15 protein-coding genes are annotated in these 16,731 nt (G+C 68.2%); 5 read left to right on the forward strand and 10 right to left on the reverse strand.

Annotated features, from left to right (window positions below):
* Positions 1-16: 16 nt before the first annotated feature.
* Positions 17-2,575 carry a glycoside hydrolase family 3 protein gene (locus B1991_RS06410; RefSeq protein WP_425466654.1) on the forward strand — a complete coding sequence of 853 codons (2,559 nt, stop codon included), beginning with the start codon at positions 17-19 and terminating at the stop codon, positions 2,573-2,575.
* 373 nt (positions 2,576-2,948) lie between these two features.
* Here the strand turns inward: B1991_RS06410 and B1991_RS06415 are convergent, their stop codons facing one another.
* Positions 2,949-5,369, reverse strand: a complete 2,421-nt coding sequence (locus tag B1991_RS06415; protein ID WP_136257889.1) for a TonB-dependent receptor — start codon at positions 5,367-5,369, stop codon at positions 2,949-2,951.
* Between the two features lie 139 nt (positions 5,370-5,508).
* Between B1991_RS06415 and B1991_RS06420 the strand changes: the two genes are divergently transcribed.
* Positions 5,509-7,101, forward strand: coding sequence for a tryptophan halogenase family protein (locus B1991_RS06420; RefSeq protein ID WP_136257890.1), 1,593 nt, complete (start codon positions 5,509-5,511; stop codon positions 7,099-7,101).
* 29 nt (positions 7,102-7,130) lie between these two features.
* Here the strand turns inward: B1991_RS06420 and B1991_RS06425 are convergent, their stop codons facing one another.
* From B1991_RS06425 to B1991_RS06435, 3 genes are all read right to left on the reverse strand, one after another.
* On the reverse strand, positions 7,131-8,678 hold the full coding sequence (locus B1991_RS06425; protein ID WP_136257891.1) for a GH39 family glycosyl hydrolase: 1,548 nt from the start codon (positions 8,676-8,678) through the stop codon (positions 7,131-7,133).
* 323 nt (positions 8,679-9,001) lie between these two features.
* Positions 9,002-9,427 carry a cupin domain-containing protein gene (locus tag B1991_RS06430; RefSeq protein WP_210772096.1) on the reverse strand — a complete coding sequence of 142 codons (426 nt, stop codon included), beginning with the start codon at positions 9,425-9,427 and terminating at the stop codon, positions 9,002-9,004.
* 40 nt (positions 9,428-9,467) lie between these two features.
* The gene (locus B1991_RS06435) at positions 9,468-9,872 is read right to left on the reverse strand and encodes a hypothetical protein (RefSeq protein ID WP_136257892.1); all 405 of its coding nucleotides are present in this window, start codon (positions 9,870-9,872) and stop codon (positions 9,468-9,470) included.
* A gap of 21 nt (positions 9,873-9,893) precedes the next feature.
* Here B1991_RS06435 and B1991_RS06440 point away from each other — a divergent pair, with 21 nt between their 5' ends.
* Positions 9,894-10,322, forward strand: a complete 429-nt coding sequence (locus tag B1991_RS06440; protein ID WP_136257893.1) for a MerR family DNA-binding protein — start codon at positions 9,894-9,896, stop codon at positions 10,320-10,322.
* 21 nt (positions 10,323-10,343) lie between these two features.
* On the opposite strand, the gene B1991_RS06445 is transcribed toward B1991_RS06440, so the two are convergent.
* The 4 genes from B1991_RS06445 to B1991_RS06460 form a co-directional block, all read right to left on the reverse strand.
* Complete coding sequence (locus tag B1991_RS06445) at positions 10,344-11,075, reverse strand: ion channel (protein ID WP_136257894.1); 732 nt, start codon at positions 11,073-11,075, stop codon at positions 10,344-10,346.
* 155 nt (positions 11,076-11,230) lie between these two features.
* Positions 11,231-11,632: a VOC family protein gene (locus B1991_RS06450; RefSeq protein WP_136257895.1), complete on the reverse strand. Its 402-nt coding sequence runs from the start codon at positions 11,630-11,632 to the stop codon at positions 11,231-11,233.
* Between the two features lie 131 nt (positions 11,633-11,763).
* Positions 11,764-12,495 (reverse strand): anti-sigma factor, encoded by a 732-nt coding sequence (locus tag B1991_RS06455; protein WP_136257896.1) that lies wholly within the window; start codon positions 12,493-12,495, stop codon positions 11,764-11,766.
* Positions 12,492-12,983 carry an RNA polymerase sigma factor gene (locus B1991_RS06460; RefSeq protein WP_136257897.1) on the reverse strand — a complete coding sequence of 164 codons (492 nt, stop codon included), beginning with the start codon at positions 12,981-12,983 and terminating at the stop codon, positions 12,492-12,494. The genes B1991_RS06455 and B1991_RS06460 overlap by 4 nt, the downstream gene beginning before the upstream one ends.
* 127 nt (positions 12,984-13,110) lie before the next feature.
* On the opposite strand from B1991_RS06460, the gene B1991_RS06465 reads away from it, so the two are divergent.
* Both B1991_RS06465 and B1991_RS06470 read left to right on the forward strand, forming a co-directional pair.
* A complete protein-coding gene (locus B1991_RS06465; protein WP_246031075.1) occupies positions 13,111-14,346 on the forward strand; it encodes a S8 family serine peptidase in 1,236 nt (411 codons plus the stop codon).
* A 106-nt stretch (positions 14,347-14,452) separates the two neighbouring features.
* The gene (locus B1991_RS06470) at positions 14,453-15,439 is read left to right on the forward strand and encodes a hypothetical protein (RefSeq protein ID WP_136257899.1); all 987 of its coding nucleotides are present in this window, start codon (positions 14,453-14,455) and stop codon (positions 15,437-15,439) included.
* 191 nt (positions 15,440-15,630) lie between these two features.
* Here the strand turns inward: B1991_RS06470 and B1991_RS06475 are convergent, their stop codons facing one another.
* Entirely contained in the window at positions 15,631-15,936 is a 306-nt protein-coding gene (locus tag B1991_RS06475; RefSeq protein ID WP_246031076.1) for an ADP-ribosyltransferase family protein, read from the reverse strand.
* Positions 15,937-16,361: 425 nt separating this feature from the next.
* Positions 16,362-16,610 carry a hypothetical protein gene (locus tag B1991_RS06480; RefSeq protein WP_136257900.1) on the reverse strand — a complete coding sequence of 83 codons (249 nt, stop codon included), beginning with the start codon at positions 16,608-16,610 and terminating at the stop codon, positions 16,362-16,364.
* Between the last annotated feature and the right edge of the window lie 121 nt (positions 16,611-16,731).

The following is a 16,731-nucleotide window of genomic DNA, read 5'->3' on the forward strand; positions in this document are numbered from 1 at the left end:
CAGCCTGGAGCCGCCCGTGCCACAGTCCTTTCGCCCGATCCGGGGCCTGTCCTGCCGTCTTGTGATCGTCTCGATCGCCGGCACCTTGCTCGTTGCCGGGCCGGCCCGTGCCGCCGCCCCCTCGACCACCGTGCATCCGCAGCTGTGGCCGAAGGCGAGCTCGCCGCTGCCGCCCGATCCCGCCCTCGAAACGCGGGTGAAGGCCTTGCTGGATCGCATGTCGGTGGAGGACAAGGTCGGCCAGATGATCCAGGCCGACATCAAGTACGTGACGCCGGAGGATGTGCGCCAGTACCGCCTCGGCTCGATCCTGGCCGGCGGCAATTCCGGGCCCGACGGTGGCGAGTACGGCACCGCGGCGCAGTGGAAGAAGCTGGCCGATGCGTTTTACCGCGCCTCGCTGGAACGCTCCGATGGGCGCCCCGCGATTCCGGTGATGTTCGGCATCGACGCCGTGCACGGTCACAACAACCTGGTCGGCAGCACGCTGTTTCCGCAGAACGTGGGCCTCGGCGCCACGCGCGATCCCGAGCTGCTGCGTGAAATCGGCAAGGTCACCGCGCGGGAATTGCGCGCCAGCGGCATCAACTGGACCTTTGCTCCCACCCTGACCGTACCGCGCGACAGCCGCTGGGGCCGCGCCTACGAGGGCTATTCGGAGAACCCGAAACTGGTGGCGGAATACGCGCCGCAGATCGTGACCGGACTGGAGGGCGCGGTCGGCACGCCGCAGTTCCTCGATGCGGATCACGTGATCGCCACCGCCAAGCATTTCCTTGGCGATGGCGGCACCAGGGACGGCAAGGACCAGGGCGACGCGGAAGTCAGCGAGGCGGTGCTGCGTGACGTGCATGGCGCGGGTTATCCGCCGGCAATCCGGGCGGGCGTGCAGGTGGTGATGGTGTCCTTCTCCAGCTGGAACGGAGTGAAGATGGCCGGCAACAAGGCGTTGATCACCGACGTGCTGAAAAAGCGCATGGGCTTCGACGGCATCGTGCTGGGCGACTGGAACGCGCACGGCCAGGTTCCCGGCTGCACCAACGAGGATTGCGCCGCCGCCTACAACGCCGGCCTGGACATGCTGGAGGCGCCCGACTCGTGGAAGGGGCTGTACCGCAACACGCTGGCCGAGGTGAAGTCCGGCGCAATCCCGATGAGCCGCGTCGACGACGCGGTCACCCGCATCCTGCGCGTGAAGATGCGCCTGGGCATGTTCAACGCAGGCCTGCCCAGCCAGAATCCGCTGGCGCGTTCGTCGGCACAGGTGATCGGCAGCGCCGCGCATCGGGCCGTGGCGCGGCGCGCGGTGCGCGAGTCGCTGGTGCTGCTGAAGAACAACCACGGCCTGCTGCCGCTGGATCCGCACAAACGCATCCTGGTCGCCGGTGATGGCGCGGACAACATCTCCAAGCAGAACGGAGGCTGGACCCTGACCTGGCAGGGCACCGGTCTCACCAACGCGAACTTCCCGGGCGCGACCTCGATCTGGGCCGGCATCGATGCACAGGTGCGCGCGGCGGGCGGCACGGCCGTGCTGTCGGTCGACGGCAGCTACCAGCAGAAGCCTGACGCCGCCATCGTGGTGTTCGGCGAGGACCCGTATGCCGAGTTCCAGGGCGACCTGCCCAACCTCGCCTACAAGCCCGGCAACGACCACGACCTCGACCTGCTGCGCCGCCTGCACGGGCAGGGCGTGCCGGTGGTGGCGCTGTTCATCACCGGCCGGCCGTTGTGGATGAATCGCGAGATCAACGCCGCCGATGCCTTCGTGGTGGCCTGGCTGCCGGGCAGCGAGGGCGAGGGCGTCGCCGACGTGTTGCTGCGCAAGCGCGATGGCTCGATCGACTACGACTTCCACGGCAAGCTGCCTTACTCGTGGCCGCGCACGGCGATCCAGACGCCGCTCAACGTGGGCCAGCCTGGTTACGACCCGCAATTTCCCTACGGTTACGGCCTGAGCTATGCCGATCACCGCGAACTCGGCACCTTGCCGGAGCAGGCCGGCGTGGCGCTGGATGACGAGCGCGCCGGGGTGTACTTCGCGCGCGGCCAGGCGGCGCACGGTTTCGCCTTGCAGCTGACGGCGGCCAACGGCGAAAGCGACACCGTGTCGTCGGCGCCTTCCGCCACCGGCGACGGCAGCCTGCACCTGGCCGCCCTCGACTACAAGGCGCAGGAAGACGCGCGACGCTTGAGCTGGTCGGCTGGCGGCACGGCGACGGCCGCATTGACGAGCAGTTCGCCGCTGGACCTGGATCGCCAGACCAATGGCGACGTGATGCTGGTGGCCACCATGCGCATCGATGCGCTGTCGCCCCAGGGCGCGACCATCGGTGTCACCTGCGGCAAGTCCTGCGGCGCCCGGATTCCGATTGGCTCCCAACTCGCGGCGTTGCCGCGCGGGCAATGGCTGCGCGTGGGCATTCCGTTGAAATGTTTCCGCGACGCGGGCGCCGACATGAGCAGGCTCGATCGGCCATTCGAGTGGACCAGCAGCCGCGGCGAACGCATCGCCTTCACCGAGGTGGCGCTGGGCACCGTGGCGGACAAGACGCTGACCTGCAAGGCACACTGAGCCGAGGCCCCGGGCTCCTGCCCGTTCGCCCGGATCAAGTCCGGGGCAGGCTCGAGGCGCAGGCCCGCAGGGCCGCAGTCGAAGGGTGGCGGCCAGGAGGCGCTTCGGCTTCCTCGCTTGCCCCGCGTCGCCATGGAATCCGTTCGCGCTGAGCGTAGCTTGTGACAGCAAGCGCACACGGGGAGTGGTCATGGATCGCCACGGCCGGATGTGGCGCCATTCGTGAATGGCAAGAATCCGCGTTGCCGCTGCGCCGCATCGCACTCATTGCAGGCCACCCATCGCAGACAAAAAAAGGATGCCCCGTTGCCGGGGCATCCTCGGCGACAGGAGGGGAGGGACCCTGTCGCCGTTGGAGCAAACCGCGTGGAGCCTAGAACCAGAACCCGAACTGCACGCCGTAGGTGCGCGGCGGCAGGTACTGCGAGGTGAACGCCACGCTGCCGTCGGCCAGCAGGGTGCTGCCCGCCGCGTTGCTCTTGACCTTGCCGTCGCTGACGTTCTGCACGTAGGCGTTGATGTACCACTTGTCGCCGGGCTCGGTGTAACGCAGCGAGAGATCGCCGCGGGCATAGGCCTTCTGCTTGTCGCCTGCGCCGAAGTTGAACCAGCTGAGCCATTGGGCGCTCTGGTACTGCGCGCTGATCCGGGGTGTCAGGCGGCCGCCGCTGCTGAGCACGAAGTCGTGCTCGTAGATGGCGGTGAGCGACACGTTGGGAGCGTGCGGCAAGTCGTTGCCGGAGATGTCCATGCAGTTGTTGCTGATGGTCGACTCCGGCGGGCAGATGGTCGGCACGTAATAGTCGTTGCTGGCGGCGTACTTCTCCGTGCCCAGCTTCTTCTCGGGGATCAAGGACAACACGAGGTTGGCGCGGTCGTTGGTCGACTGCCAGGCCAGCTCCGATTCGAAGCCGGCCACCTTGGTCTTGCCGCCGACGTTGGAGAAGCCGAGCCCGTGCGAACCGTCGGGATAGGTGACCGGTGCCGACAGCTGGTAGTTCTTGAACACTTCGTAATACGCGGCGCTGTTCCAGGTCAGGTGGCCGTCGAGGAACGCGAGCTTGGCGCCGATCTCGTAATTGGTCAGCGTCTCGGGCTGGTACAGGGCACCGCCATCCTGCGTGCCGCCGGATTTGTAGCCGGTCGATACGCTCGCGTAGATCATGCTGTTGGCGCCGACGTCATGGTTGATGCGCAGCAGCCAGGTGGGCTTGCTCTTGCTGTAGGTGGCGTCGTTGTGCTGGCTGATGGCGAAGCCGACGTCGCCAGGCTGCTGGCCGGGCGAGATGGGCTGCTGCGGGTAGGCCGGGTCGTAGGCCCAGCCCCAGTTGACGCCGCCGCGGTTCTCGCGCTTGTCGTGCGACCAGCGCGCGCCGCCGGTGAGGTGCCAGCTGTCGCTCATGTTCCAGGTGGCTTGGGCGAAGGCGGCGGTGGCGGTGACCAGTTCCTCGGGCTGGATGAACGAACCCTGCCAGCTGACGGTGCCCTGCTGCGTCCCGTTCATGATCGGGATGTCGAATCGCATGTTGTTGTTCTCGTGCTCGTAGTACGCGCCGAGAATCCAGTCCACCGTATTGTCGCCGCGGGACTTGAGGTTGAACTCGTGGCTGGAACTGATGTAGTTGGAGTGGTTGGTGCGGTCTTCCTGGTAGACGCCGTTGGTGGTGAAACTGGTCGGCACGTTGACGCCGCCGTCCTGGTCGAAATCACTCTTGCCCGAGTAGCGGCTGTAGCCGGCCACGTAGGTCAGCTCCAGGTTGTCGTTGATGACCCAGTCCATCCGGCTGCGTACCGAGTGCGAGCTGCGGTCCAGGTAGGGCGCCACGTCGATCAGCGCAGACCAGAAATCCTGCCCCGCGCGCGGGTGCTGCATCAGGTTCATGCCCGGCGTGCCGCGATCCTTGAAGTACTCGTACGACAGGTCCCACAGGAAGCTGTCGCTCGGCCGCCAGCGCGCGCTGATGCGCGCGGCGGATTGATCCTGGGAGTTGTACTTCTGGCCCTTCTGCACGAACAGGTTGGTGTCGATCGGCTGGAAGTTGGCCGGATCGCCGCCGGAGGCGAGATAGTTGGCCTGCTGCTGCGCCAGCGTCGGGATCTGTCCCACCGGATTCTGGTAATCGACGTAGCCGTCGTGCTGTTCGTGCACGGCGGCCACGCGCATCGCGAAGGTGCTGCTGATCGGCAGGTTCACCGCCGCGCGCACGCCGCTCTGGTTGTAGTTGCCCAGCCCGATGCTGCCGTTGCCGTAGAAGCCGCCATCGATGTCGGGCTTGACCGTGTTGAAGCTGATCGCGCCGGCGGTGGAGTTGCGGCCCCACAGGGTGCCCTGCGGGCCACGCAGCACTTCCACGCTGTCCATGTCCAGCAGCAGGCTCGCGGCGGCTTCGGCACGCGGGGTGTACACGCCGTCGACGAAGGTGGCGACCTCCGGATCGGCATACTCGGTCTTGGCGCTGTCGTTGCCGATGCCGCGCAAGGTCAGCGTGACCACGCCATGGTCGCCCTGCGAGGTACCCTGCAGGCCGGGCACCAGCTTGGTCAGGTCCTGCACCGTCATCACACGCTCCTTGTCGAGCGTGTCGCCGCCGATCGCGGTGATGGCGATCGGGGTTTTCTGCAGCGGCGTCTCGCGCTTGGTCGCGGTGACCTGGACGGCATCCAGATTCTTGACCTTGCTGGCGGAGGGAGCTTTCTCCGTCGGCTGGCTTGCCTGCTGGCCCGCCGCGTGGACCGCGGCCGATGCAAATACGGCGGTCACGGCGATGTGCAGCGCGGAATAGCGTAGTTTCATGGTCTCCCTCTCCCCAATATCGTGAGCATGCGGTAGGCTGGGTGATAGCGCTGTCAATTCAATATGACAGCGCTGTCAATCCGGATCCTACTGCGAATATCTCGAATTTGCTTGCTGCATGGCAGCAGGGGAGGGATTCATGCCGCGAATCAAGAAAGTACTGGTCGTGGGAGGCGGCACGGCCGGCTGGCTGGCCGCCTGCTATCTGGCCAAGGCGATGAACAGCGCGGCGCCGGACAGCGTCCAGGTGGAACTGGTCGAGTCGCCGAACATCCGCCTGCTCGGCGTCGGCGAGGCGACCTTCCCCTCGATCCGCGGCACGCTGGCGGCGATCGGCCTGGACGAACGCCGGTTCCTGGTCGGCGCCACGGCGACGTTCAAGCAGGGCATCCAGTACGTCAACTGGGTACGGCCGCCGGGCACGCCCGGCGCGGATCGTTTCTTCCATCCCTTCAATACGCCCAGCCGCCGGCCGGGCAGCCCCGAGCTGTTGCCGTACTGGCTGCTGGGCGCGGCGCCCGCCGGCACGCCGTTCGCCGAGGCGGTGACCATGCAGAGCCGCCTGGTCGAGCACGGGCGCGCGCCGAAGCACGCCTCCGATGCCGATTACCAGGCGCCGATGAACCATGCCTACCACTTCGACGCGGCCGCCTTCGCCGCCACGCTGGCGGAGCATGGCCAGGGCCTGGGCGTGAAGCGCCACCTGGCCACGGTGGAGCGCACGGAGCTGGACGAGCGGGGCAACATCGCGCGAGTGGTCACTGCCGAGCTCGGTGCGCTCACGGCCGACCTCTACGTGGATTGCACCGGCTTGCGTGGCAGCCTGATCGGCGGCGCCATGCGGTCCGCGTTCCGCAGCCGCCGCGACGTGTTGTTCGTCGATCGTGCGGTGGCCTTGCAGGTGCCATATCCGGCACCGGATACCCCGATCCTGCCGTACACCCGGGCCACGGCGCAGTCGGCCGGCTGGATCTGGGATATCGGCCTGCAGCAGCGCCGCGGCATCGGCCACGTCTATTCGTCGCGGCACATGGATGCCACGCAAGCCGAGGAGATCGCGCGCCGCTACGTCGGTGCGGCGGCCGACAAGCTGGAAGCCCAGCACCTGAAGTTCGAGACCGGTTATCGCCCGGAACACTGGCGCGGGAACTGCGTGGCGGTCGGGCTGGCCGGCGGGTTCGTCGAGCCGCTGGAATCCACCGGCATCGCGCTGGTCGAACTGGCGGTGTGCATGCTGACCCACCTGTTTCCGGCCGATCACGACGACATGGAACGCACGGCGCGGCGATTCAACGAGATGATGGTGGCGCGCTACGAGCGCATCATCGATTTCATCAAGATGCACTACTGCCTGTCGCAGCGGCGCGACTCGGCATTCTGGATCGACAACAGCAACCCGGCCAGCATCCCGCAGTCGCTGCGCGATCGCCTGCAGTTGTGGCGGCGTCGCCCGCCGCACCGGCTGGACTTCGTCACCGACCTGGAGATGTTCATGCCGGCGAGCTGGCAATACGTGCTCTACGGCATGGAGTTCAAGACCGACCTCGAGCACGCGCGCAGCGCCTGGCCGCAGATGGACGAAGCGCGGCGCGAGTTCGCGATGATCCAGCAGATGGCAGGCCGTGCGTTGCAGGACCTGCCCGATCATCGGGCGCTGGTGGAGCAGTTGTGCCGGCAACATGCGCAGCGAAACCCGGTGCGCGCAGGCGAACCGGTGGCGATCGGCGGTTGACGCCCCGGCGCGCGTGAGGCGCGCCGACCTCAGCGCAACTCGACGACCACCAGCCCCTGCGGCGGGATGTCGAGCTGCAGCTTGCCGTCGTGCAGCGCGACGCGCTGCGGCGGCGCCATCTCGCCCGCCTTGCGCAAGGCTGCGATCTGCGCGCGGCTGGGGAAGTCGGGGCGGCCCATCCGGTCGAACGCGGCCACCGCGTTGCCGTGATCTTCGTCCAGTCGCCACACGGTGGCGTGTGCGCCGGCCGCAAGATTCCGCACGTCGACGCTGAAGTGCTTGCTGGTGCCCGTGGGCTTGCCCGGCGTGTAGCTGGCGGTGTCGCCCACCGGCGGCGCGTAGTTCCACAGCGCCAGCACCACGGTGCCGTCATCGCGCCTGGTCGCCAGGGCCGAGTCGGAGTCCGATTTCAGCTGGCGATCGCCCAGCTTGTGCAGCATCGCGAAGGCGTTGAACGCGGGCTTGGGGATGCGCCGCGCGGCGATCAGGCCGAAGCCGCCGTAGAACGGATTGCGCACCACGCCCTGTTCCTCGAACACGTCGGAGAACGACCAGTAGCTCATGATCTGGATCTTGCCGGCGCACTCGCGGATCGTGTTGGCCATCCACGGGCCCATGAACACGGTGTCGGTGACGTTGGGCAGGTTGGCGTAGCTGGCGTTGTACTCGCTGAATACCAGCGGCATCTGCGGATACGGCGAGGCGAGGATTTCCTTGTGCACCTTGTCCACCGTGCGGCAGACCATGTCGCGGCGCGGGATGTGCTCGTCGCTGTGGAACACGTTTTGCGCGGTGTCGTCGCCGTAGACGTGGGTGCTGAGGAAATCGACCGGCACGTTGTTCTTCTTCGTGTGCGCCAGAAACTCGGTGGCCCACGCGCCCTGTGCCGTGGCCGGGCCGCCGACGCGCAGGCGCGGGTTCACCGCCTTCAGCGCGCGCGCGGTGTGGTCGTACAGCGTGTAGTAGGTGGACTGCTTCGGCTCGCCGGCCCAGAAGCCGATGTTCGGCTCGTTCCACACCTCGAAGTACCAGCTGGCCACCTCGTCGATGCCGTAACGCGCGACCAGGTGGCGGGCGAAGGCGGTGATCATCGCGTCCCATTCGGCGTAGTTCTTCGGCGGCGCGCGGTTGGGGTGGTACCAGAATTCCTGCAGCTCGTTCGGGTCGGAGGTCAGCGCCCGCGGCATGAAGCCCAGCTCGATGAAGGGCTTCACGCCGTGCTCGAGCAGGCCGTCGTAGATCTGGTCGATGTAGGAGAAGTTGTAGCGGATCGAGCCGTCCGGATCGCGGTTCACCATGCCCACGTCGTGGTCGAAGATGCCGTGGAAGCGGATGTAGCTGAAGCCGGTGGCATCGCGCACCGCGTCCAGATCCTTGCGGTAATCGTCGCGCAGCGACAGCGAGGCGCGGCCGGAGCCGAACATGGTTTCCCAGAAATGCGGGAACGGCGTGCCGGCGGCTTGCGCGTCGACGCGGATCTGTACGGAAGCCGGCGTGGCCGCGGCGGCGCCGCCGACCAGCAGGGCGCTGGCGCACACGGCGAGGAAGAACTGGCGGAAGGCGGTCGGGAGGCGCATCGGGGATTCCTCGTCGTCAGCGGAGCTTGGGCCTATCGGGGCAGGGCGGCGTAGCGATGTAAACGTTTACATGCCGGCCGCCGCAGTATCTTGCAGTCGGCGCGTGGCGTCCAGTGAGGGCGTTGCCTGTATGAGGTTTCGACAGCGGGCGTGAAGCCGTGCTTCCTTCTGGGGGACGGTGCCGGCAGGCAAATGGGATGCTCTTGATATTGCTCGGGAGAGCGCCCCCATCAGCCCTACGGGCAGCGAGGCTGCTCAAGACGGCAATCCTGCCGTCTTGTCCCTGCCATGCGGGGGAAGCAAGATCAACTGACTACCGTCGCTCAGCCGTCCGACGCATCGCCCAACGGGTTCTCGGCGAACCACTCCACCAATTGCGGCATCTTGCGTTCGAAGCCGGCCGGCGTGTTGATGCAGATGAAGCCGCAGACCTCGGCGCCGCGGTTCTCGAAGTCGTGCGGCGTGCCACCGGGGATCAGCGCGTAACTGCCGCGCGGAGCGTCCGCCGGCTCGCCGTCGATGTGCAGGTTCAACGTGCCGGCCAGTACGTAGTAGATGTGGTCGTCGTCGTGCGCGTGGGCGCCCGGGCCGCCGGTGTGCGGTTGCAGCCACCACTCCGACAGCGAGTAGCGTTCCGCCGTCTCCTCGCCATCGGCATGGAACTCCGCGCGCATCCGGCCCATGTCGTAGCTGCGGCCCTCGCCGGGTCGCACGATGCGTGGTTTTCTGGCGGTGGTCGGGATGTTCATGGCGTCCTCCTCGGGTTTCACGGGCCGACTGGGCGGCTCCTCACGGGATGCGCGCCGGCTGACGCACCGGCAGCGACTGCAACAGGCCAAAACCCAGCTCGAAGACCAGGAACAGGGCAATGATCGCGCTCGCCCCGTGGGCCAGCGCATAGCCTTGCCACGTCGCGAAGAGCAGGCGCGCTGCCGCATCGTAGCGCCCGAAGCGTACCTGCGGATCGCGCCAGCGCAACACTGCCCATACCAGCACCAGCGAGCCCAGCAGATTGACCATCAACATGTGCATCGGTGCAAACGGCGGCAGGCTGCCCGGCCAGCCGGCCGTGAGTCGCAGCAGCAGCGCATGCAGCCAGGCAAAGGTCCACGGCGTGGCGAACGCCGCGGTCACCAGGATGTCGTAGCCGGCACTGGCGCGCACCAATCGGCGATAAGATGATTCGCTCCACATGTTGCTGCTCCGATGTTTCGTATGGGAAACGCCACGCTAGACCCTCGTGTTAACCCCAAGGTCAAGCCCTCAGCCGGCCGCGCGTCGCCGCCCCTGCTGATCGGCAAGCTTGCCGCCGCCACCGGAGTCGGCCGCGACGGCTTGCGCTTCTACGAGTCGCTGGGGCTGATCGCCTCGCGCCGCGGGCCCAATGGCTATCGCCAGTACGCGGCGGAGACGGTGGATTTCGTGCGCTACATCAAGACCGCGCAGCGCCTGGGCTTCACCCTCGCCGAGATCCGCCAGCACGCGCACGCGCTGCGCGATCAGGCCGATACGGACGTGGCCGTGGCGGCACTTCTGGCACAGCGCATCGAGATGGTCGACGAACGCATCCGCCAGCTCGGCGCGTTGAACGACGAGCTGCGCCGCCGCCTCGGCACGGCATGCCCGATGGCGGCCGCGGATTGAGCGGACGGATCCCGCGATCGGTCAGCGAGCCCCACCCGCCTCCGTGTCCTTCGGCGGGTTGATGGTCAGTCCGATCAGCCGCGACACCACCAGGGCCAGATACATCACGCCGACGAACATCTCCAGCGCGGCCACCGCGCGGGCATGCACGGTGATCGGGATGACGTCGCCGATCCCCGTGCTGGACAGCAACGCGAAACTGAGGAACACCAGCTCGGTCCAGGTGCGCGGTGCCTGCGGGTCGATCGCGGCGGAAAAACAGCCAGGCTGCAGCGTCTGGCACAGCACGAACACGAAGGTGAACGCCCACGCCAGCAGGGTGAACGTCGCGCCTGCGGCAAACAGCTCGTCGGTGGTGGCGCGCCGGTCGGCCAGCATGTAGGCGATCAGGCAACCGGCCGCGTAGAAGTAGAACAGCGCCTCCAGCGCCGCCCACCAGGGCCGCAGCGCCGGCAGCTCCAGCGTCAGGCCCATCACGTTCAATACCACCGCCGGCACCGCGATCGCCAGGCTCGCCCAGCCGCGTCCGCGCGTGCGCTGCACCATCGCGATCGTCAGCAGCAACACCACCACACCGAACGCGCCGAACAACGCGCGCGCCGAATGCGTCTGCTCGATGAACGGATACAGCAGCAAGCCGGCCAGCTGCACCAGCAGGAGGATCGCCGAGGGATGGCGGATCACCGTGGCCACCCAGCGTGGCCGGGCGATGCGCGAAGTGTGGTGGTCGGAGGCGTTCGCGGTCTGGTTCATGCGTGCTCCTGCGTTTCAACGAAAGGAAGTTCGAACGCGGGAATTCGTCTTGATCTTGCGGGGCGCACCAGAGATTCCCGCATTCGCTGGGATGACGTCACTGGGCCTACCGAACTCTCCGCGAGGCTCGGCACAAGACATCTTCTCGCCCGCCCTCACTCTTCCCGCCTGACGCGATGGCTCGCGCACAGCTTGTTGCCGTCGGGGTCGCGCACGTAGGCCAGGTACAGCGCGCCAAAGCCGCTTTCGCGCAGCCCGGGCGGCTGTTCGATCGAGGTGCCGCCGTGGGCCACGGCGGTGTCGTGGAACGCGCGCACCTGTTCTGGCGAGTTGCACTTGAAGCCGATCGTGCCGCCGTTGGCGAACGTTGCCGCGCCGCCGTCGATCGGCTCGCTCACGCAGAAGGTGTTGCCGTCGTGCCGATAGAACAGGCGGTCGTGGCCGGTGGCGGTCCGGTCGCGGTGCGGTTGGCCCGCTCCCAGCGTACCCAGCACGGCGTCATAGAAGCGCTTTGCCCGTTCGATGTCGTTCGAGCCGACCATCACGTGACTGAACATGGCGTGTGTCTCCGCATTGGAAGGTGGCGACCGGCCGACGGTCGGGCGCTGCCTAGCCTGCACGGCAGCGGACCGGCGATGCCAGACCGTCGACGGCCGCAGTCGCGCAGTCCGCGTGATGGGCTGCACGGTTACTGCCAGCCGGCGTCGCGCGCTGCGCGCTCCTGTTGCGCATCGAAGACTTCGCCGCGCAAGCGGGCGTCGATCGCGGCGCGCACCGCGCTCGGCAAGTCGCTGGCCGCCTGGCGCAGTTCGCCGTCGTCCCCGGGCGAGGGCGCCGCGGTGAGCACGGGCACGCTCCAGCCGCCGTCGCCATGGCAGGCGAGCCCGGCGCGCGCCGGTGCACGATGCAGCACGAAGCTGCGGCAGATGTGCCCGTCGTTGCTGCGGAAACTCAGGCCGATCGCCACCTGCGCATCTGCTTCCGGTTCGCTTGCCAGCGCATGATTCAGCGCTTGCTCCAGCGGACCGGCGGCAAACGACTGGCCGCCGTGCATGCGCAGCATGTCGCCGCCGGCGCGCGGCCACCACAGGGCCACGGCCAGCAGTGCCACCGACGCGGCCAGCGCGGCGCCCACATACCAGCGCCGTGGTGCGCGGCGATGCATGGCGTGCGCATGACGTCCACCGGCGAGCGCCGGCGCGGCGGGCGGCTGCAGCAAGGCGGACAGCCGCGCCGGCACCGGCTCGTCGAGCACCGGGTCGAACGCGACATGCAGTTGCGCGCGCACGGCACGCGCCTGCTGCACGCGGTGGGCGAGCACGGCGTCGTGCGCCAGCGCGGCGTCGACGCGCGCGGCCGCGTCGGCGTCGAGTTCGCCATCCACGTAAGCCTGCAAGGTGTCGTCGTCGATCGCGTTCATGCTTCTTTCCCAAGGTGGGCCTGCAAGGTGGCGCGGGCGCGAGCCAGGCGACTGGTGACGGTGCCCACCGGCACCTCCAGCAGCTCGGCAGCCTCGCCGTAGGACATGCCCTCGACCAGCACCAGGGCCACCACTTCGCGATGGTCCGGCGGCAGCGCCGCCAGCGCCATCGCCAGTTCCAGTTGCTGCGCCGGCTGCGCACTGGCGCGGTCGGCCGCCATCTCGCCGGCTTCCTCCGGCGCGAACAGATGCTGCGAACGGCCGCGCGCGCGCAGTTCGTCGCGCCAGGCATTGCGTGCGATCGCGAACACCCACCGATCCAGCGCGGCATCCGGCCGCCACTGCGCGGCACGAGCGAGCGCGCGCTCCAGCACGATCTGCACCAGGTCGTCGGCGTCGGCGGCCTGGCCGGCCAGCGCCCGCGCCAGCCGGCGCAGGCGCGGCAACAGCGGGATCAGTCCTTCGCGCACGGCGTCGCTCGAATTCACGCATCACCTTCCATTACGTCTGGAGGGGTGGATTCCTTCCCTCGTGCGCGTCGGCGCGGTTCGAGGGCGTAAAGCGGGGCCATGCTAGCATCCGGCCCCGTTGCTCCCGAGGCCGTTGGCCATGCCCATGCGCCGTCCGTCCGCCGTGTTCGTTTTGCTGCTGGCCATCGCCTCGATCGGCGTGGCGCCTGCGCAGGCGCAGGTGCTCGGCCCGGTGCAAGGATTGCCGAACGTGCAACTGCCCGGCGCGCGTCTGCCCGGCTTGGATCCCGTTGCGCCCTTGCACAGCGTCGACGACCTGCTGCGCGGCCCGCTCGCCCTCACGCGAAAAGTGCAGATCGAGACGCTGCGGCGCAGGGAGCCTCGGCGCGTCGACATCGACCCGCACGGCGCGCCGGTCCTGCGCGGCGAATTCCTCGCCACCGGCCTGTCGACGGCGCAACGCGATGCCGTGCAGGCAGCCGGTTTCGTGGTGGATCGCGAAACGCCGGCGGATGCCACGCTGGGGCTGGACTTCGTGGTGCTGCACGACACCCGCAACCGCCGCACGTCCCGCGCCCTGCGCGCCCTGCAGCGAGCCGCGCCGGGCGCAGCGTTCACCTACCAGCACCTGTACCTGCCCGCCGGCGAGGGCGACGCCGCCCGCGTCGCGACGGCAGCGGCGCCGTCGTCCGTTGCGCCATCGCAACGCGTGGGGCTGATCGACGGCGGCGTCGATCCCGGCGATCCCGCGCTGGCGCACGCGCGCATCGAGCGGCACGGCTGCACCACGGCGAATCCGTCGCGGCACGGCACGGCGGTCGCCGCGCGCCTCGTCGCCGGCGACGCGGACACGCTGTATGCCGCCGACCTGTGGTGCGGCGATGCGGTCGGCGGGGCCACCTCGAAACTGGTGGAGGCGCTGGCGTGGATGGCGCGCGAGCACGTGGCGGTGATCAACATCAGCCTGGTCGGTCCGGACAACCCGGTGCTCGCGCGTGCAGTGCAGGCGATGATCGCCCGCGGCCACGTGCTGGTCAGCGCCGTGGGCAACGACGGTCCCGCGGCGCCACCGCTGTATCCGGCGGCGTACCCGGACGTGATCGGCGTCAGCGGCGTCGACGCGCACGACCGTGTGCTGCCCGAAGCCGGCAGCGGCGAGCAGGTGGATTTCTGTGCGTCCGGCGTGGTCGGCAGCGGCCGCAACGCACTGCGCGGCACCTCGTTCGCGGCGCCGATCGTGGCGCGAAAAGCGGCGCGACTGCTGGAAGCCCCGCGCACCGGCGCCGCGGCCCAGGTGCAGCAGCAGCTGATCGGCGAAGCGCGCCCGCTCGGCGCCCGCGGTCGCGACCCGCGTTACGGTTACGGCCTGCTGTCGCCCTGAAACTGAACGCCGCCCAAGCGTCACTGGCCGGTACGGAAGGATTCCCCCGGCAGCGACGTACAGGACCTTGGAAGCCGCGGATCGTCCGCTGGCAGGAGGTCCTACCATGCGCAACACGACTCTCATCAACAAGACTGTCACCATCGGCCTGCTCGCCGGCACGCTTGCGCTCGCCACGGCGATACCGGTGCATGCCCAGGTGCTGGGCGGCGCGCTCGGTGGTGGCATCGGCGGTGGCTTGCGCGGTTCCATGCCGACCACCATGGACCAGATCGGTGGTCGCATCGACGGCGCCGCCCGCGGCATGGGCAATCTCCATGCTCCCGACGTGAACCCCCGTGCGGCCGAACGTCGTGCGCCGCACCCGCGTGCCACGGCAGCCGCCGATGCGGCTACCGGCGCCGCCGCGCAAGCCACTCGCCAGGTGAACGGCCAGGCGGGCGCGGGTGCGGCCGGCAGCCTCGCCGGCTCGGTCGCCGCCAACCCCGCCGGCAACGGCAACGCGGCGTTGAACGGTGCCGGCGAACTGGGGTCTTCCGCGAGCGGCGCCATCGACGCCACCGGCCCGCGCCAGGCCGCGGCTGATACCGCCGGTCAGCTCGCCGGTTCGACGCGTTCAGCCGTCTCGACGGCCAAACGCGGAACCCGCAACGCGCTGGGTCGCGTGCAGAGCGCCCCGGCAACCGCCAACGCCGCCGGCAGCGCCGGCCTGGACACCGCCGGACAGGCGATCGCCAACGGTACCCGGTCGGTGCGCGCCGACGGCTCGCTCGGCGCGGCTGCCGCCGGCAACGCGTCACGGACCGCGGCCACGGACGCTGCACAGCCGTCGTCGCATGACTCGACGCCTCCGTCGTCGGGCCTGCTGCCGCAGGCCGCGGGTGCCGCACGCCGCACCGGCAACGCGTCACTCGACGTCTCCGGCTCCGGCGCCGCCCGCGGCACCACCGGCGCCAACGCCGGCCGCGTCGCCCACGGCAATGGCTCGGCCAGCGGCCATGCCAACGCCCACGGCTCGGCTCGCGGCGGCCTCTCCGCCTCGGCGCAGGCCAGCGGCGACGCCGGCGCCAGCGCGGATGCGCAGCAGCACTGAGTCTGTCGAGCAAGCTCCGCGGCCTGCCGCGAGCCCGTTCCGGGTTCGCCGCAGGCCGCGGCTTGCTTCCCGTTGCCACGCGAGGGACGACACTGGCGCGGCGCTTCGCGATCATGCCGCGCAAATACCGCAAGAATCAGGCTTGCAGGAATACCGCTGGTGCGCAGGCCGTCCATGGCTGCTGCGTCATCTCAGATGCCTTCACGATGCAGCGCATCGAGGTAGTCGGCCCTGGTGTCGAGCGTGATCTCCGGAAGGCTCTCCGCGATAGCGGTCTTCATCCGGCGGCTTGCTTCCTCGTCGAGGGAACCGAGCGCAAAGATGTCGCGGCGCGCTTGCGCGCTGGGCCACTGCGCATAGCTGTACCACAGGCCATCGGAACCACGATGCAGGCGAGAACCGAGCGAACCGCGCGATCGAAGCAACTCGGTGATGCGGGACCAGCCTTGCACGAAGGCCGCCTCGGCGCCGGCATGCAGACGCCAGCGATACAGCACGATGAAGCAATCCGTGGCAGCAGGGGCTTTCGAGGTCATTGCAGGTCTCGGGGCGAGGATTTGCGCGGGTTGAGGCAGGGTTTGGCGAGCCGAAACAGGGGTCATCCATGCGCCACCGGTTCATTTCGGACGTCCAAACGGTGTATCGGCCGATCCCCGAACACCGGACAGTCCGATGAACGAATGAGCTCCCCGGGTGCGGTTTATACAGAGGTCCGAGTCGGCGGTATCGACTCAACCAGACCGGTCATGGCCAAAGGAAATCCCCTTGTGGGACGGAAATGCAGCCTGACACTCGCTGAAACCCGCGCCGCACTGACACGCCGCATGCACCACCATGACAACATCACGATCGACATTGGCCCGAACGCCCAGCGCAAAGGCCTCATGCAGCCGGGATTGACGGGAAGTCTCTTGCGGAAATGTCAGGCATCGCCGCCACGATCAAGCCGCTGCATTTCTGGCGTGTCTTTGCAGATTGCGCAGTGCTGGCCTCGGCGAGATTGGTAGATTCTGCCTACCGCAAACACGGTTGCCGTGATGACGCCCCATATTGCCGCTTGGGTCACGGAGTAAAGCAAATCATGGCCTTTGAGCATTTGTACCGTGCCAATGATGACAAAAGCACCAACGAGAACGGTAAGAAAACGCTTGATCCAGAATGTGGTACCCACCGAGATGCTCCTTGTGATGCCTAAGGATGCTCTGATCAATGAAGTTCAAAATGGCCGTCCAGACGGCCATGCAAAACACCGAGCTTGCTACGGCAAAAAGGTGCCTATGGAGGTGGATTGC

This window comes from Rhodanobacter lindaniclasticus, assembly GCF_004799035.1.
Lineage (GTDB): Bacteria > Pseudomonadota > Gammaproteobacteria > Xanthomonadales > Rhodanobacteraceae > Rhodanobacter > Rhodanobacter lindaniclasticus.

Excerpts from the sequence above, each read along its gene's own strand:
- B1991_RS06415 (WP_136257889.1), bottom strand. The coding sequence starts at position 5,369 with ATGAAACTACGCTATTCCGCGCTGCACATCGCCGTGACCGCCGTATTT.
- B1991_RS06420 (WP_136257890.1), top strand. The coding sequence starts at position 5,509 with ATGCCGCGAATCAAGAAAGTACTGGTCGTGGGAGGCGGCACGGCCGGC.
- B1991_RS06425 (WP_136257891.1), bottom strand. The coding sequence starts at position 8,678 with ATGCGCCTCCCGACCGCCTTCCGCCAGTTCTTCCTCGCCGTGTGCGCC.
- B1991_RS06430 (WP_210772096.1), bottom strand. The coding sequence starts at position 9,427 with ATGAACATCCCGACCACCGCCAGAAAACCACGCATCGTGCGACCCGGC.
- B1991_RS06435 (WP_136257892.1), bottom strand. The coding sequence starts at position 9,872 with ATGTGGAGCGAATCATCTTATCGCCGATTGGTGCGCGCCAGTGCCGGC.
- B1991_RS06440 (WP_136257893.1), top strand. The coding sequence starts at position 9,894 with ATGGGAAACGCCACGCTAGACCCTCGTGTTAACCCCAAGGTCAAGCCC.
- B1991_RS06445 (WP_136257894.1), bottom strand. The coding sequence starts at position 11,075 with ATGAACCAGACCGCGAACGCCTCCGACCACCACACTTCGCGCATCGCC.
- B1991_RS06450 (WP_136257895.1), bottom strand. The coding sequence starts at position 11,632 with ATGTTCAGTCACGTGATGGTCGGCTCGAACGACATCGAACGGGCAAAG.
- B1991_RS06455 (WP_136257896.1), bottom strand. The coding sequence starts at position 12,495 with ATGAACGCGATCGACGACGACACCTTGCAGGCTTACGTGGATGGCGAA.
- B1991_RS06465 (WP_246031075.1), top strand. The coding sequence starts at position 13,111 with ATGCGCCGTCCGTCCGCCGTGTTCGTTTTGCTGCTGGCCATCGCCTCG.
- B1991_RS06470 (WP_136257899.1), top strand. The coding sequence starts at position 14,453 with ATGCGCAACACGACTCTCATCAACAAGACTGTCACCATCGGCCTGCTC.